Raw genomic sequence first — 16,180 nt, forward strand, 5'->3', positions numbered from 1 at the left:
AGTAAACGGGCGGCGGAGCCAACCGGGAGAACTTGCCTTGAGTCGTGAAACTGACAGTTCGTCCTCCGGGCCCAACGGGCGCGGTGGAGCCGCGTACCCGTCGGGGACGCCGCCGTACGGGACCCCCAAGGCTTCCGAAAGCGGTGCCGACGCGGGCCGTTCGGCCACCGGCAACCCGCCGGAGGAGCGCAAGACCGAGACCACGCTGACGACACGGATCCGGATCAACATCCCCGGATCGCGGCCCATCCCGCCCGTCGTCGTCCGCACACCGGTCGGGGACGCGGACGCGTCCACCGAGGGTGCCGACGGCGCAGGCGCGGAGGCGCCGCGGGGCGTCGGCTCGCCCACGGGCGCGTCCGCGACGACGGCCACCGCGTCCCCCACCCCGTCCACGGCCACGTCCACTTCCATGGGCGCGTCCGCCCCTGCGGGAAGTCCCGCCGGGGCGGCCGCCGCGGCCGAGGAGAAGACGAGCGACTGGTTCGCACCCCGCAAGTCCGGTGCGCCCAAGGGCGGCCCTGGCGGCGGCTCCACCAACGGGGCGGGCCTGCCGGGCGGTTCGGGTTCCGCGGGCGCGGCCGACTCCACGGGAGCGCAGGGCGGCCGTCCTGGCGCGCCGGGCGGTGCGCGTCCGAGCTCGTCGAACGGTGCCGGCCCGCTGGGTGTCACCGGGGGCGCCCGGCCCGGCGGCGCGAACGCCCCCCGTCCCGGCGGGGGCGGCGGCGGTACGAACGGTGCCGGGCTGCCCGGTGCCACCGGCGCCGGACCCGTGGCGCCCGGCCACGGCGGCGGCACCGGTTCCTTCGACGTCTCCGCGGCGCTGAACAACACCGGATCCTTCCCGTCCGTCGGATCCGGCAACGGCGGCGAACCGCGTCGCGACGATCTTCCGTACTTCTCGGAGGGCGGTCAGGGCGGTCCCGCCGGCCCGACCGGCGGTCCGGTCACCGGAGACGGCCCGCTGGCGCCGCCGGCCGGTCCGGGCGCTGCACCGGGCAGCCTGGCCGCGGGCTCGGGCCCGGGATACCCGGGAGGTGTTCCCGGCGGCGCTCCCGGCGCGCCGGGCGTCACCCCGCGCGGCGGTCTCAGCGGTGGGCTCAGCGACGACACCGCGATCCTCACGCCACAGAAGCCGGCCCCCGAGCCGGGCGCCGGTGGCTACGGCGGCGGCCCCGCGGACAACGTCTCCGGGCACACCCTGACCAGCGGCATCCCCGTCGTACCGCCCGCCCAGAACTCCCCGTTCGGGCTGGGCGCGCACACCGACGGCCCGCTGCCGCACACCCCGCCGAAGCTGCCCGAGCCGGTCCAGCAGCCCCCCGCCTCGTCCAAGCCGGCGAAGAAGAAGGGCCGCAGCAAGCTGAAGCTCCTGGGCGTCGGCGTGTTCGTCGTCGCCGGTGGCGCCTATGGCGCCGGGCTGCTCATGAACCACTCGGACGTGCCCAAGGGCACCACCGTGCTCGGCGTCGACATCGGCGGCGGCACCCGGGACGAGGCCGCCAAGAAGCTCGACGACGCCTTGGGTGCCAGTACGAACAAGGCGCTCAAGCTGTCGGTCGAAGGCGACACCGTCTCGCTCAAGCCGGACCAGGCCGGGCTCCAGCTCGACAGCCAGGCCACCGTCCGCGCCGCCGCGGGCAGTGACTACAACCCCGTCTCGGTGATCGGCTCGCTGTTCGGCCAGGGGCGCGTCGTCGAGCCCGTCATGCCCGTCGACGAGGAGAAGCTGCAGGCCGCCCTGGAGCGCGCCGCGGGCGGCTCCGGCTCGGCGAGCGACGGCACGATCAAGTTCGAGGCCGGAAAGGCCGTCCCCGTGTACGGCAAGGCGGGCAAGGGCATCGACGTCGCGTCCTCGATGCAGGCTGTGGAGGACGCGTACCGCACCCAGGTGGAGACCGGCACGGCCACGCCGGTCAAGGTCGCCACCAAGACCCGTCAGCCGACGGTGCCGAACGCCGAGGTCGACCGGATGATGACGAAGTTCGCGAAGCCGGCGATGTCCGCGAACGTCACGGTGCGCACGGACGCCGTCCACACCATCTCCTTCAGCCCGCAGAACTCCATCTGGAAGTTCCTGAGCGTGCAGGCGGTCAACGGCAAGCTCGTCCAGCACTACGACCTCAAGGTCCTCAAGGAGCTGTACGGCGGTGCCTTCGACGGGGTCATGATCACCAAGGGCGACGGCAGCAAGAAGGCCGTGAGCCCCGAGGACGTGGCCTCGGCTCTGGGACAGGCGCTGCTCGGGAAGACGACCGCCGACCGCATCGTCACCATTTCCACCAACCCCAGCTAGCGGGCGTTCGCGCTGTCGCTCTCAGGAGGGCATCCGGCCATGGTCTCCCTGGCCGGGTGCCCTCCCGTCGTACGCGGGACAGGACGGGGGAGACGCGCGGTATGACATCTGTCATCCGCGACTGAGGACACCCAGCACTGCCGACGGCCCCTCCCGCGCCGACACGATGGATCACATGACAACGACTGCGACGGCCGCCACCTCGGTGGTCGGGTTCGAATCGGTGACCAAGGCCTACGGGAGCGTCCGGGCGGTCGACGGGCTGACGCTCGACCTGCACCCGGGCGAGACCGTCGCCCTGCTGGGGCCCAACGGCGCGGGCAAGTCGACCACGCTGGACCTGCTCCTCGGCCTGAAGCACGCCGACAGCGGCGCGGTCCGCGTGTTCGGCACCAGCCCGCGCGAGGCGATCGTCGCCGGCCGGGTGGGCGCCATGCTGCAGAGCGGCGGGCTGATGGACGAGGTCACCGTCGGCGAACTGGTGAAGCTCGCCTGCGATCTGCATCCCAAGCCGTTCCGGGCCACCGACGTACTGGCCCGTGCGGGCATCTCGGGGATAGCCGACCGCAAGGTCAACAAGCTCTCCGGCGGCCAGGCCCAGCGGGTCCGCTTCGCCCTCGCCACGGCCGGTGACAGCGACCTGATCGTCCTCGACGAACCCACCACCGGCATGGACGTCTCCGCCCGCCAGGCCTTCTGGGCAACCATGCGCGAGCAGGCCGACCAGGGGCGTACGGTCCTGTTCGCCACGCATTACCTGGAGGAGGCCGACGCGATCGCGGACCGCGTGCTGGTGCTGCACCGGGGCCGTCTGCTGGCCGACGGCACCGCCGCCGAGATCAAGGCCAAGGCCGGCGCCCGCCGCATCGCCTTCGACCTGGAGGGCCCGATCGACGAGGGATCGTTGCGGTCGCTGCCCTTCCTGACGTCGATGACAGTGTCCAACAGCGGCTCCGCCGAGGGGTCGGGACAGACCGTCCGTATCCAGTCCTCCGACGCCGACGCGACCGTGCACGCGCTGTACGGGCTCGGTGTCTACCCCCGCAATCTCGAAGTGGCCGGGCTCGGTCTCGAGCAGGCCTTCGTCGCCATCACGGCCGCCGAGGAGGCGAAGTCGAAGTGAACAGCCTCATCAAGCTGGAGCTCGCCCGCGCGCTGCGCAACCGCAAGTTCCTGTTCTTCTCGGTGGTCTACCCCTCGGCCCTGTTCCTGCTCATTGCGGGCAACGCCGACAGCACGGCCAAGGTCGACGGCACCGGCCTCACCATCCCGACCTACATGATGGTCTCGATGGCCTCCTTCGGCGCCCTGACGGCCGTCCTGATGGGCAACAGCGAGCGCATCGCCAAGGAGCGCGAGAGCGGCTGGGTACGGCAGCTGCGGCTGACCACCCTGCCCGGCCGCGGCTATGTCCTGGCGAAGACCGCCAGCGCCGCCGTCGTCAGCCTGCCGTCGATCGTGATCGTCTTCGTCGTCGCCGCGGCCGTGAAGCACGTACGCCTGGATGCCTGGCAGTGGCTCGCGCTGACCGGCGCGATCTGGGCCGGCAGCCTCGTCTTCGCCGCGCTCGGCGTCGCCATCGGCTACCTCGCCAGCGGCGACGCGGTCCGTCCGATCACCATGATCACCTACTTCGGCCTCTCGATGCTCGGGGGCCTGTGGATGCCGGCGACGACCTTCCCGGACTGGCTGCAGAACATAGCGAAGTGGCTGCCCACGCACGCGTACGCTGCCCTGGGGCAGGCCATCGAACAGAGCCAGGCCCCGCACACCCAGGACATCGCCATCCTCGCCGTCTTCTTCGTGCTGTTCGCGGGAGGCGCAGCCTGGCTGTACCGGAAGGACACGCTGAAGGCGTGAGTGCCATGACGGAAGACCCGCGGTGCGACGACGAAGTCCGGTCGGAGCGGCTGATGCGCATGGGGCAGCCGCCTCGCAACCGGGCCGAGCTGCGGCGCAAGGTGCTGTGGATCGGCGTCTGGCTCGTGTTCCTCAGCTCACCGGTGAAGGACCTCGTCTCCGGGCACCACACCACCGGCGGCACCGTGGCGGGCTGGGTCGGCCTCGCGGCCTTCGTCGGGGTGTATCTGTCGCTGGTCTTCCGGAACATGGGCAAGCCGTTCACCGGACGGCTCGTCGTCGGCCTCATCCTGGTCCTGGGCGCGCTCGCCACCCTGCTGTGCCTCACGCTCGGCGGCGCCTGGCTGGGCCTCTACTGCTACGTGTCCGTCGCCTGCGGGTCCACCCTGCCGCTGCGGCTGGCCTACGGCGCGATCCCGGCGACGACCGGCGTGATGCTGCTCGTCGGCAGCCGGGTCGACCAGGAGGAGGCCGAGAGCCTGGCCCTGCTGGTGCTGCTCATCGGATTCGCCATGACCGGCGTCGGCCAACTGGTCCGAACGACCATCGAGTTGCGCAAGGCCCGCGCCACGGTCGCCCAGCTCGCCGCCAACGAGGAGCGCCTGCGCCTCGCCCGCGATCTGCACGACCTGCTCGGCCACTCTCTCTCCCTCATCACCCTGAAGAGCGAGCTGGCGGGCCGGATGCTCCCCGGCGATCCGGACAAGGCGGCTCAGCAGGTCGCGGACATCGAACAGGTCAGCCGCCAGGCCCTCGTGGACGTACGCGCGGCGGTCACCGGTTACCGGCGGCCCCGGCTGGCCGGCGAACTCGCGGGCGCGCAGGTCGCGTTGACCGCCGCGGGTGTCACCGCCGACCTTCCGGCCGAACCGGACCTGGGTGGCGTCCCCGAGGAGAGCGAGTCCGCGCTGGCCTGGGCGCTGCGCGAGGCGGTCACCAATGTCGTTCGGCACAGCGGGGCCCAGCGCTGCGCGGTGGAGGTCGTGCGGCGTCAGACGCTGGACGGTCCGGTGCTCGAACTGTCCGTGGAGGACGACGGCTCGGGCGGCTCGGGGGGCACCCATGGCAACGGTCTGACCGGGCTGACCGAACGCCTGGAGCAGGCGGGCGGATCGCTGGAAGCGGGGAGGGCGCGGCGCGGCTTCCGGCTGGTCGCGCGTGTACCGACGGAGGCCGCTCTTGCCGTGGGCGGCCACCCCGTAGGATCCGGGGAATGAGCCGCACGATCAAGGTCCTGCTCGCCGAGGACCAGTCGATGGTCCGCGAGGCGCTGGCCGCGCTGCTGGGCCTCGAACCGGACATCGAGGTGGTCGCCCAGGTGGCGCGCGGCGACGAAGTGCTGGCCGCGGCCCGTGCCCTGGACGTCGATGTCGCGCTCCTCGACATCGAGATGCCCGGCCGGACGGGCATCGAGGCGGCGGCCGAACTCCACAAGGAGCTTCCGCGCCTCAAGCTGGTCATCCTCACGACCTTCGGCCGTCCCGGCTATCTGCGCAGCGCGATGGAGGCCGGCGCCGACGCCTTCCTCGTCAAGGACGCCCCGGCCGCCCAACTCGCCGAAGCCGTACGCAAGGTACTGGCCGGCGAGCGGGTCATCGACCCCACCCTGGCGGCCGCCGCCCTCGCCGGGGGTGCCAACCCCCTGACCGATCGCGAACGCGAGGTCCTGCGCGCGGCGGCCGACGGCTCCACCAACGCGGAGCTCGCCACGATCCTGCACCTGTCCCAGGGCACCGTGCGCAACTACCTCTCCACAGCCATCCAGAAGCTGGCAGTCCGCAACCGCGCGGAAGCGGTCCGCACGGCGAGGGAGAAAGGCTGGCTGTAGGGCAGCGGCCAAGCGTCGTTGCGCTCCCGCCCCGCCCCGCCCCGCCTTGCCTGTCCCGTACCCGGGGGCTGCCGCTCCTTTCAGGGGTGCGGGGAACTGCGCGACAAGCCCCCCCGTACCCGCAAGGCTGGTACGGGACGGGCAGGGGCCGGAGGGGGGCGAAAAAATCCGTTCCCCGGCTTCAGTTGAGCATCGCCCGTGCGGCATGGGCCTGTTGGCGCACACGGGCCGCGGCCGGCTCGTCGACGGCGGCCACCACATCGGCGTACGCGTCGAGTTCGGTGGCACCCCCGAGAAAGTCACCGCGCTGGACGAGGAGTTGGGCTCGCTCGTAGCGCAGCCGCGCCGGATGCGAAGGCAGCAGCAGGGACAGCTCCACGGCCCACAGGGACACGTCGGAGCGCTCCGGCCGGGCGGCGGCCCAGGCCCGGATGTTGTTCAGGATGCGCAGCACCACGTCGAGCGGGTCGGCGGGGGAGAGCATCGACGGGTCGAGCGGGGCACCGGTCGCCCCCGCGACGAGCAGCTCCGCATCGGATCCGGTGAGGACGCGCCCCCCGTCGAAGGGATCGGCGAGCACCTGCTGCTCGGTCGGCCCGAAGCCGACCACGAAGTGCCCGGGCAGCGCGACGCCGTACACCGGCGCACCGGCCCGCCGTGCGACCTCCATCCACACCACGGAGAGCAGGATCGGCAGCCCGCGCCGTCGGCGCAGCACCTCGTGCAGCAGCGAGGACTCCAGCCGCTGGTAGTCGGCCGGCGCCCCCCGGAACCCGCAGCGCCCGCCGAGCAGCTCACCCAGCGCGGCCGCCCAGGATCGCGGCCCGCCCGGGCGGAACGGCAGCTGCCCCGCCAGCCGGTCCAGTTCGATCTGAGCCGCGTCCATCCCGGCCTCGTCCAGCGTCCCGTCCGCCGCGGCCCCCACCAGCAGGCACAACAGCGCCAGATCGGGCCGCTCGGCCCGCGCCTCATCGGCGAACCGCCGCCGCACCTCGGCGGCCCGCTCCGGCTCCGGTGGCTGAGGGGAACGCATAACTGGCTCGTGCCCCTTTACACCGATCGATACGAGTCGCCGACACCGAAACCGCCGCTCGCGCCGTTTCGGTGGCCGCTCGACCCGTCTCGGTGATCGTTCGGACCGCTCCGGTCACCGGTCGGCTCGTCGGTCCGGCCCGCGGCGCTGTCGGGCCGGCCCACGGCGCTGTCGGCGTGCGGGCCGACGCCCCGCGCGCCCGGCCGCTCGGCAGCGCCCTCCCCGGCGTCGGCGCCCGGCGTCCACCGGTAGTGGTGGTACGCGTGATGCGGCCCGAAGCCCATCTCCGCGTACATCGCCCGCGCCCCCGCATTGTCGTCCTCCACCTGGAGCCAGGCCGCCGAGGCGCCCTCGTCCAGGGCCCGCCGGGCCAGCGCGGCCATGACAGCGGTGGCGAGTCCCCGGCGACGGTGGGCGGGATCGACCTCGACCGCCGCGAAACCGGCCCAGCGGCCGTCGACCACGCAGCGTCCGATCGCGGCCGGAGCCTCCCCCTCGGCACCGGGCACCGTCGCGAACCACACCGAAGGTCCACTGCCCAGCACCTTCAGGGCCACCTCGCTCAGCCCCTTCCGCTGATACCGGCCCAGCCACGCTTCGTCCGCCTCGCGGGAGAGCACGACCTCGGGCGCCTCCCGGTCCCCGATCGGCGCAAGCGAGCCGATCCACAGCTCGGCCGTCACCTCACGCGTCCAGCCGCGCGCCTCCAGCTCCGCGCACAGCAGCTCCTGCGCGCCCTCGGCCCCGGTCGCGGTCTGGATGTACGCGGGCAGGTCACGGGCGGCGTACCAGTCCCGTACGTACGTCAGTGCCTCGTCCAGCGGCACGCCGGGGTCGCCGAGCGGCAGGACGGAGTTGGCCCGCCGGGTGAAACCGGAGGCCGCCCGCAGTTCCCACTCGCCGAGCCGCGCGCTCTCCACCGGTCGCCACGCGCGCGCGGCTACCCGCGCCAGCTCCTCGTACGAGGCAGCCGGGCCCCGCCGACGCGCCGGAGCGGACGGCACGACCTTGCCCGCGACCAGCGCGGATTCCGCAATTTGGACACGCTCGCCGGTCCGGCGTGTGATCAGCAGCACACCTTCGTTCCATGATGTGAGAACACCAACCGTGTCGGTGAACTTCTCACCCTCGGCGGCATCTTTGATCATCCGCCGAACAGAGACACGTTTGCCCACGTCAGCAGGGGTGATGCGGACCTCAAGGCGGCCGGACGCAGAGATTTCCACAGGTCAGTTCACCCCTCCTGTTCGGATCATGCCCAAGAACGGAGATACTAGGGGCGGGCATCGACGACGCCGCGCTCCCGCGCGCCAGGCGGCGGAGCCTACGGAGGCCCGCCAGCGCCCTATCGAGGAGGAACGACAGCGTGACCTACGTCATCGCGCAGCCTTGTGTCGACGTCAAGGACAAGGCGTGCATCGAGGAGTGCCCGGTCGACTGCATCTACGAGGGCTCCCGGTCCTTGTACATCCACCCGGACGAATGCGTCGACTGTGGAGCCTGTGAGCCGGTGTGCCCGGTCGAGGCGATCTTCTACGAAGACGACACTCCGGAAGAGTGGAAGGACTACTACAAGGCGAACGTCGAGTTCTTCGACGAGCTCGGCTCGCCCGGCGGCGCCAGCAAGCTCGGCCTGATCGAGCGCGACCACCCCTTCATCGCAGCGCTGCCGCCGCAGAACCAGTAAGCGGCCCGCACACGCGCCGCCTCGGTCCCGTACGGCACGATCGCCGTACGGGACCGAGGCGTTTGCCGTACGACGGCTCGTACGTACGAGAAAGTGAGCCAGAACCGTGTCCGCAGTCTCCGACCGCCTGCCCACCTTCCCCTGGGACAAGCTGGAGCCGTACAAGAAGACGGCCGCCGCCCACCCGGACGGCATCGTCGACCTGTCCGTCGGTACCCCGGTCGACCCGGTGCCCGAGCTGATCCAGAAAGCGCTGATCGCGGCGGCCGACTCTCCCGGCTACCCGACCGTGTGGGGCACACCCGAGCTGCGCGACGCGATCACCGGCTGGGTCGAGCGCCGCCTCGGCGCCCGCGACGTGACCCACCGCCACATCCTGCCGATCGTGGGCTCCAAGGAGCTCGTCGCCTGGCTCCCGACGCAGCTGGGCCTGGGCCCGGGCGACAAGGTGGCCTACCCGCGCCTGGCGTACCCGACGTACGAGGTGGGCGCGCGCCTGGCCCGCGCGGAGTACGAGGCCTACGACGACCCGACGCAGCTGGACCCGACGGACCTGAAGCTCCTCTGGCTCAACTCGCCCTCCAATCCCACGGGCAAGGTGCTGTCGAAGGACGAACTGACCCGGATCGTCGCTTGGGCCCGCGAGCACGACGTCCTGGTCTTCTCCGACGAGTGCTACATCGAGCTGGGCTGGGAGGCCGACCCGGTCTCGGTCCTGCACCCGGACGTGTGCGGCGGCTCGTACGAGGGGATCGTTTCGGTCCACTCCCTCTCGAAGCGCTCGAACCTGGCCGGCTACCGCGCCGCGTTCCTGGCGGGCGACCCCGCCGTCCTCGGCGACCTGCTCGAGATCCGCAAGCACGGCGGAATGATGACGTCCGCACCGACCCAGGCCGCGGTGGTCGCCGCACTGTCGGACGACACCCACGTCCGCGACCAGCGCGAGCGCTACGCCGCCCGCCGCACCGCCCTGCGCGACGCCCTCCTGAAGCACGGCTTCCGCATCGAACACAGCGAGGCCAGCCTCTACCTCTGGGCCACCCGCGACGAGTCCTGCTGGGACACGGTGGCGCACCTGGCACAGCGGGGCATCCTGGTGGCCCCTGGCGACTTCTACGGCCGGGCGGGCGACACGTTCGTACGCGTGGCCCTGACGGCAACGGACGAGCGCGTAGCGGCAGCGGTGGAGCGCCTGGCGCGGTAACCGCGCTCCGGCCGGGAACGGCAAGCGAAGCGGGGGCCCAGGGAACACCTTCCCCGGACCCCCGTAGCCGTACAGACCCGCGTCAGCCGAGCGGCAGAGTCTTCAGCGGCAGCTGGTCCGTCGGCAGGCCACCCTTGGTGACGGTGTCCGTCGGCAGCCCGCCCTTGGTGACGGTGCTCGTCGGCAGCCCACCTTTGGTGGCAGTCTTCGTGGCGTCACCGAGCAGACCACCGGCCTGACCCGCCGCCTCCCCGGCGACCTTCTGCGCGGCGGGCGTCGCCGTCTTGGCGATCTTCTGCGCGGCGGGCGTCGCCGTCTTGGCGATCTTCTGCGCGGCGGGCGTCGCCGTCTTGGCGATCTTGTCACTGGTCTTGCCCGCGGTCGGCACCGCCTTCTTGACCGTGTCGCCGCCGGCCGTGCCCGCGAGCCCGGTGGCGTTCTGGGCCGCTCCGTCAACGGTGTTGCCGACGCTCGCCCCGTCCAGGGCGGTCAGTCCGCCGAGGTTGGGGGTGGCCGGCAATTCGGCCGCCGCGCTGGCGGAGCCGGCCGCACCGACCCCGGCTGCCGCTCCCGCTGCGACGAGCAGCGCGGCACGGGCGATCCGGCGGGTCAGGGGGAGGGACATGATGCTCCTTAGACGGGAGAGAACGTTGAAGTGTCCGACCGTGTCCGGCAGTTGACCGACTGGCTGTCGACCGACCGAAGGTGATCGTTCCGGGCTCGGACGCAGTGACTACCGCTCGAGGCCCACGAAGGTTGCGGTGGCCCGACGTAAAGAGTTGGCAATGCGTCGCATTATCATCTGCGGATAAAAACGGGCAAAGGGCACCCGGTCGGAAAGTCTGCCGAATCCTTACGGCTCTTTGTTTTCAAGGGATTCGACGGATGGAGGAGTGAGTACGCGAATACCTGCGCACATCGTCGACGCGCCGAGGGACGGGTCCCCCCAACGGGTGAGGACCCGTACTACTGCCCAGTGACGATTCGGACCTCTACTGCCCAGTCACGATTCGGACCTCGGCGGCGGACTCCCGCGCGGTCGAGCCCCCCTGCGCATCGGACGCGCGCCACTCGCTCTCGGTGCTCCCGGCGGTCCACTGCCGCCCCGCGTACGACACCCGCTCGATGTGCAGTGCCGAGGAGTTGGCCACGGCCCAGTGCGCCAGCTCCCAGCCGCGCTGCCGGACACCGGTCCCGGAGGTGGCCTCCTTGCGCACGGGGACGGTCACGGTCCGGCCCCCGCCGCCGGTCGGAGAGGGCGAGGCGGCCGCCGACGGCGACGTGGAGGCGCCCTCGGCACCCACGTCGGCCCCCGCCTCCTGCAGCACCTCGCGCCCGAAGTCCCGTACGAGCGCGGCCCGCACCGAGTCCGCGCCGCCGGCCGGGGTGGCGTCGGGGCGCCCCTCACAGGTCAGCGTGGCCGCCGCGCGCCCGGTCAGAGCCGCGGCGAGCAGCGTGGCGTCCGGTTCGTGCTTCGCGTACGCCTGCGGATAGCCGCTGCGCTGCACACGCTGCGCGGCGACGGTGAGGGGAAGGCGCGAATAGCCGGGCACCTTGGCCAGGTGTTCGTAGAACACCCCCGCCGCGTACGTCGGGTCCATGATCTGCTTCGTCGTCCCCCAGCCCTGCGAGGGCCGCTGCTGGAACAGGCCCAGCGAGTCTCGGTCGCCGTGCTGGATGTTGCGCAGCCCCGACTCCTGGAGTGCGGTCGCGAGGGCGATGGTCACGGCGCGCTCGGGCATGCCGCGGGAGGTGCCGACTGCCGAGATCGTCGCCGCGTTGACCGCCTGCTCCGGTGTGAACTCGTACGACGCCCCGTCGCCCTTGCCCGAGACGACCTTGCATCTCGGTGCCCCGGTGGCTCCCGTGAGGTACTGCACGGCGAGATAGCCCGCGAGCGCGAGCAGGACCACGACGGCGCCTCCGAAACGGAGGAGGCGGCCGCGCCGGACAGGAGTGGGGGACGGCTCTGGCACGTCGTACAAGGTACTGGAGGCCACTGTCGGCGGTGCCTGGGGCTGTGGACAAGACGAGGGCCGGCCGGGACTTCGGGACAGCGCCCCTTCCATCCGTCCCTCTCCGCGCGCATCCGGCCGCCGGCGGGACCGGCCGTCAGCGGGTTCGGGCGTCAGCCCATCCGGCCGTCAGCGGGTTCGGGTACCCAGGGGCGCTAGGGTCGAGGGCATGGCCGACACCTCCCTTGACCTCACGCTGGACGCTGCCGAGCTCACCGCGCAGCTCGTCGACTTCCCCTCGGAGAGCGGTAACGAGAAGCCGCTCGCGGACGCCGTCGAAGCCGCCCTGCGCGCCCTGCCGCACCTGACGGTCGACCGGTACGGCAACAACGTGGTGGCCCGGACGCACCTGGGTCGCGCCGAGCGCGTCATCCTCGCCGGCCACATCGACACCGTCCCCATCGCCGACAACGTCCCCTCCCGCCTCGACGAGGACGGTGTGCTGTGGGGCTGCGGCACCTGCGACATGAAGGCGGGCGTCGCGGTCCAGCTCCGCATCGCGGCCACGGTCCCCGCCCCCAACCGCGACCTCACCTTCGTCTTCTACGACAACGAAGAGGTCGCGGCACACCTCAACGGTCTGAAGCATGTGGCCGACGCCCACCCCGAGTGGCTGGAGGGTGACTTCGCGGTCCTCCTGGAGCCCTCCGACGGCCAGGTCGAGGGCGGCTGCCAGGGCACGCTGCGGGTGTTACTGAAGACGAAGGGCGAGCGTGCCCACTCCGCGCGCAGCTGGATGGGCTCGAACGCGATCCACGCGGCGGCCCCGATCCTGGCCAGGCTGGCCGAGTACAAGCCGCGCTACCCCGTCATCGACGGCCTCGAATACCGCGAGGGCCTGAACGCGGTGGGCATCTCGGGCGGAGTCGCCGGCAACGTCATTCCCGACGAGTGCGTCGTGTCCGTCAACTTCCGTTACGCGCCCGACCGCAGCGAGGAGGAGGCCATCGCCCATGTCCGCGAGGTCTTCGCGGACTGCGGCGTGGAGGAGTTCGTCGTCGACGACCACAGCGGCGGCGCCCTCCCCGGCCTCTCCCACCCGGCGGCCGCCGCCTTCATCGAGGCGGTCGGGGGGACCCCGCAGCCCAAGTACGGCTGGACGGACGTCTCCCGCTTCAGCCGGCTTGGCATCCCGGCGGTCAACTACGGCCCCGGCAACCCGCACTTGGCGCACAAGCGCGACGAGCGTGTGGAGACGGCGAAGGTCCTTGCGGGCGAGGAGCGGCTGCGCGCCTGGCTGACCGCCTGAGCCGTATCTCGGGGCGGTTCATGGCGGACATACTCACGTCCCCCCTCCGTAACCCGCGTAGATCTACGCTGGGGTGGAACGACGCGAGCGGTGGGAAGGGAGCGGACATGGCTACCGGCAACCCCGAGGGCAAGAAGGTGCCACCCGACGAGCAGCGGCTCGGACCGGTGCTGCGCAGGCGGAGTCAGGTGCAGGCGAGCACCACGGATCAGCGACTTCTGGACGCGGGCGGTCCTTCCGACTGGGTGCACACCGATCCGTGGCGGGTGCTGCGCATCCAGTCGGAGTTCATCGAAGGCTTCGGTACCCTCGCCGAACTCCCGCCCGCGATCAGTGTCTTCGGATCCGCGCGCACGCCGGTGGATTCGCCCGAGTACGAGGCGGGGGTCGCCCTCGGCCGTGGTCTCGTCGAAGCCGGTTTCGCCGTGATCACCGGGGGTGGTCCCGGCGCCATGGAGGCCGCCAACAAGGGTGCCTGCGAGGCGAAGGGCATCTCCGTAGGCCTCGGCATCGAGCTGCCCTTCGAACAAGGCCTGAACCCCTACGTCGACATCGGCCTCAACTTCCGCTACTTCTTCGTCCGGAAGATGATGTTCGTCAAGTACGCGCAGGGCTTCGTGGTCCTGCCCGGCGGTCTCGGCACCCTCGACGAGTTCTTCGAGGCGCTGACCCTCGTCCAGACCCAGAAGGTCACCCGCTTCCCCATCGTCCTCTTCGGCACCGCGTACTGGGGCGGCCTCGTCGACTGGCTCAAGAACACCCTGATCGCCCAGGGCAAGGCCTCCGAGAAGGACCTGCTCCTGTTCCACCTGACCGACGACGTGGAGGAGGCAGTGGCATTGGTGTCGAAGGAGGCGGGCCGCTAGGCCCTGCGTCGGCTTCTTCGCCCCGCCGCCCCTACCGTCCCGTCCCTGCGAGCTGCGCTCCTGACGGGGCGCGGGGAACTGCGCGACAAGCCCCCACCCGCCCGGAGCGGAATGAGCACCCGGGGTTCGGGGCGGAGCCCCGGTAACGGGACGGGCAGGGGCGGAGGAGGCGAGGAACCCGCTACGCCAGCCCCCGCCGGGCCACGGCCGGTGGGCGGTGGCCCGCGATGGACGCCACCATGTCCAGGACCTGCCGGGTCTCCGCGACCTCGTGGACGCGGTAGACCTGGGCGCCCAGCCAGGCGGAGACGGCCGTCGTCGCCAGCGTGCCGACCACCCGCTCCTTCACCGGCTTGTCGAGCGTCTCCCCGACGAAGTCCTTGTTGGAGAGGGAGACCAGCACCGGCCAGCCCGTGGCCACCATCTCGCCCAGCCGCCGCGTCGCCTCCAGGCTGTGCCGGGTGTTCTTCCCGAAGTCGTGCCCGGGGTCGATCAACACGGACTCACGAGGCACACCCAGCGACACCGCGCGCTCGGCCAGCCCCACGGTCACCCGCAGGATGTCGGCCATGACATCGTCGTATGCGATGCGATGCGGACGGGTACGGGGCTCGGACTCGCCGGCGTGGGTGCACACCAGCCCCACCCCGTAGCGCGCGGCCACCTCCGCCAGCCGCGGGTCGACCCCGCCCCACGCGTCGTTGAGCAGATCCGCTCCCGCCTCGCAGACCGCCTCCCCGACCTCGTGCCGCCAGGTGTCGACGCTGATGATCACGTCGGGGAAGCGCCGGCGCACCTCGGCGACGAAACCGACCGTACGCCGCGCCTCCTCCTCGGCGGTCACCTCTTCCCCCGGCCCCGCCTTGACCCCGCCGATGTCGATGATGGCGGCGCCCTCCGACACCGCCTGCTGGACGCGGGCGAGCGCCGGCTCGTCGTGGAAGGTGGCCCCCTGGTCGTAGAAGGAGTCCGGGGTCCGGTTCACGATCGCCATGATCACCGGCTCGTGCGGGTCGAATTCACGCTTGCCCAGCCTGAGCATCCCCTGTGACCTCTCCTAGTAAGTCCCGCCGATAAGCCGCCTGCGACCTTAACTGTCAGATTCGCATGGCACGATCGGACCCTGACAGTTTCAGCTTCAGTACTTCAGCGCCGACGCGCACGCGTCGGCACCAGAGCGTGGGGACCTCAGCGATGTTCATGTTCTTGTTCCTGGTCGTCGCGCTCGCCGTCGTGGTCGCCGCGGTGACACTGTCCGTGGTGGGCGGCGGCGAGAGCGCCCCCCTTCCCGAGGCCGGCCCGGAGCGGCTGCAGGACCCGCTGCCGTACGACCGGCCGGTGAACCGCGGTGACGTGGAGGCGCTGCGCTTCCCCGTCGCCGTACGGGGCTACCGCATGGCGGACGTCGACGACGCCCTGGGCCGACTCGGCGCCGAGATCGCCGAGCGGGACGCCCGGATCGCCGACCTGGAGGACGCGCTGGCCGGCGCCCGCGCGAGCGCCGCCAACTCGTTGCGCAAGCGGACCGAGGAGGACTCCCAGTGAGCGACACCGTCGCCGGCCCGGACGGCGCGCTGCGCTGCCCCTGGGCGCTGTCGACCGAGGACTACGTGGCGTACCACGACGAGGAGTGGGGCCGCCCGGTCCACGGCGACGACGAGCTGTACGAGCGGCTGTGCCTGGAGGCCTTCCAGTCGGGCCTGTCCTGGATCACCATCCTGCGCCGCCGCCCCGGCTTCCGCGCCGCCTTCGCCGGCTTCGAGATCGCCAAGGTCGCGACCTTCACGGACGCGGACAAGGAGCGCCTGCTCGCCGACCCGGGCATCATCCGAAACCGCGCCAAGATCGAGGCGACGGTCGCCAACGCGCGCGTGCTGGCCGACTGGGCTCCCGGTGAGCTGGACGAGCTGATCTGGTCCTTCGCCCCCGACCCTGCCACTCGCCCGGTCCCGAAGAGGCTGGCCGACGTCCCGGCGGTCACCGACGAGTCGACGGCTCTGTCCAAGACACTGAAGAAGCGCGGCATCCGCTTCGTCGGTCCGACGACGGCCTACGCGCTGATGCAGGCGTGCGGCCTGGTGAACGATCACTTGGAGGACTGCGCGGCCCGGAGCGCCCCTTAAGAGGCGCGGGGAACTGCGC

General features: G+C 71.7%; 15 protein-coding genes and 1 pseudogene. 11 read left to right on the forward strand and 5 right to left on the reverse strand.

Translation table 11 applies throughout. The features are described 5' to 3' along the window. The first annotated feature begins 37 nt into the window (after positions 1-37). The 5 genes from ACIBK0_RS31340 to ACIBK0_RS31360 all read left to right on the forward strand — a co-directional run bounded on the left by ACIBK0_RS31340 (position 38) and on the right by ACIBK0_RS31360 (position 5,984). Positions 38-2,296 (forward strand): hypothetical protein, encoded by a 2,259-nt coding sequence (locus tag ACIBK0_RS31340; protein WP_399087331.1) that lies wholly within the window; start codon positions 38-40, stop codon positions 2,294-2,296. 175 nt (positions 2,297-2,471) lie between these two features. Then, a complete protein-coding gene (locus ACIBK0_RS31345) occupies positions 2,472-3,419 on the forward strand; it encodes an ABC transporter ATP-binding protein (RefSeq protein ID WP_399087333.1) in 948 nt (315 codons plus the stop codon). Further along, entirely contained in the window at positions 3,416-4,156 is a 741-nt protein-coding gene (locus ACIBK0_RS31350; protein WP_399087335.1) for an ABC transporter permease, read from the forward strand. Before ACIBK0_RS31345 ends, ACIBK0_RS31350 begins: the two co-directional genes overlap by 4 nt. A gap of 5 nt (positions 4,157-4,161) precedes the next feature. Then, on the forward strand, positions 4,162-5,373 hold the full coding sequence (locus tag ACIBK0_RS31355; protein ID WP_399087502.1) for a sensor histidine kinase: 1,212 nt from the start codon (positions 4,162-4,164) through the stop codon (positions 5,371-5,373). Next, complete coding sequence (locus tag ACIBK0_RS31360; RefSeq protein WP_399087337.1) at positions 5,370-5,984, forward strand: response regulator; 615 nt, start codon at positions 5,370-5,372, stop codon at positions 5,982-5,984. Before ACIBK0_RS31355 ends, ACIBK0_RS31360 begins: the two co-directional genes overlap by 4 nt. Before the next feature lie 181 nt (positions 5,985-6,165). Here the strand turns inward: ACIBK0_RS31360 and ACIBK0_RS31365 are convergent, their stop codons facing one another. Continuing rightward, on the reverse strand, positions 6,166-7,017 hold the full coding sequence (locus ACIBK0_RS31365) for a tetratricopeptide repeat protein (RefSeq protein ID WP_399087339.1): 852 nt from the start codon (positions 7,015-7,017) through the stop codon (positions 6,166-6,168). A 241-nt stretch (positions 7,018-7,258) separates the two neighbouring features. Continuing rightward, positions 7,259-8,243, reverse strand: a pseudogene (locus ACIBK0_RS31370) (GNAT family N-acetyltransferase); the annotation flags it as partial. A gap of 140 nt (positions 8,244-8,383) precedes the next feature. On the opposite strand from ACIBK0_RS31370, the gene fdxA reads away from it, so the two are divergent. Together fdxA and ACIBK0_RS31380 are read left to right on the forward strand one after the other, a co-directional pair. Next, entirely contained in the window at positions 8,384-8,704 is a 321-nt protein-coding gene (fdxA, locus tag ACIBK0_RS31375; RefSeq protein ID WP_018089397.1) for a ferredoxin, read from the forward strand. A 106-nt stretch (positions 8,705-8,810) separates the two neighbouring features. Further along, on the forward strand, positions 8,811-9,908 hold the full coding sequence (locus ACIBK0_RS31380) for a bifunctional succinyldiaminopimelate transaminase/glutamate-prephenate aminotransferase (protein WP_399087341.1): 1,098 nt from the start codon (positions 8,811-8,813) through the stop codon (positions 9,906-9,908). 82 nt (positions 9,909-9,990) lie between these two features. On the opposite strand, the gene ACIBK0_RS31385 is transcribed toward ACIBK0_RS31380, so the two are convergent. Next, positions 9,991-10,533 carry an ATP-binding protein gene (locus tag ACIBK0_RS31385; RefSeq protein WP_399087343.1) on the reverse strand — a complete coding sequence of 181 codons (543 nt, stop codon included), beginning with the start codon at positions 10,531-10,533 and terminating at the stop codon, positions 9,991-9,993. 367 nt (positions 10,534-10,900) lie between these two features. Then, entirely contained in the window at positions 10,901-11,884 is a 984-nt protein-coding gene (locus ACIBK0_RS31390; RefSeq protein WP_399087345.1) for a heavy metal transporter, read from the reverse strand. 208 nt (positions 11,885-12,092) lie between these two features. On the opposite strand from ACIBK0_RS31390, the gene dapE reads away from it, so the two are divergent. Both dapE and ACIBK0_RS31400 read left to right on the forward strand, forming a co-directional pair. Beyond that, the gene (dapE, locus tag ACIBK0_RS31395) at positions 12,093-13,172 is read left to right on the forward strand and encodes a succinyl-diaminopimelate desuccinylase (protein ID WP_399087347.1); all 1,080 of its coding nucleotides are present in this window, start codon (positions 12,093-12,095) and stop codon (positions 13,170-13,172) included. A gap of 107 nt (positions 13,173-13,279) precedes the next feature. Continuing rightward, complete coding sequence (locus tag ACIBK0_RS31400) at positions 13,280-14,038, forward strand: TIGR00730 family Rossman fold protein (RefSeq protein WP_399087349.1); 759 nt, start codon at positions 13,280-13,282, stop codon at positions 14,036-14,038. A gap of 181 nt (positions 14,039-14,219) precedes the next feature. On the opposite strand, the gene folP is transcribed toward ACIBK0_RS31400, so the two are convergent. Further along, complete coding sequence (folP, locus tag ACIBK0_RS31405; protein WP_399087351.1) at positions 14,220-15,080, reverse strand: dihydropteroate synthase; 861 nt, start codon at positions 15,078-15,080, stop codon at positions 14,220-14,222. Positions 15,081-15,232: 152 nt separating this feature from the next. Here folP and ACIBK0_RS31410 point away from each other — a divergent pair, with 152 nt between their 5' ends. Together ACIBK0_RS31410 and ACIBK0_RS31415 are read left to right on the forward strand one after the other, a co-directional pair. Continuing rightward, positions 15,233-15,583 carry a DivIVA domain-containing protein gene (locus ACIBK0_RS31410; RefSeq protein WP_399087353.1) on the forward strand — a complete coding sequence of 117 codons (351 nt, stop codon included), beginning with the start codon at positions 15,233-15,235 and terminating at the stop codon, positions 15,581-15,583. After that, the gene (locus ACIBK0_RS31415) at positions 15,580-16,161 is read left to right on the forward strand and encodes a DNA-3-methyladenine glycosylase I (RefSeq protein WP_399087355.1); all 582 of its coding nucleotides are present in this window, start codon (positions 15,580-15,582) and stop codon (positions 16,159-16,161) included. Before ACIBK0_RS31410 ends, ACIBK0_RS31415 begins: the two co-directional genes overlap by 4 nt. Positions 16,162-16,180 lie beyond the last annotated feature (19 nt).

The organism is Streptomyces sp. NPDC050564, from assembly GCF_044457265.1.
In the GTDB taxonomy this organism is placed as follows: Bacteria; Actinomycetota; Actinomycetes; order Streptomycetales; family Streptomycetaceae; genus Streptomyces.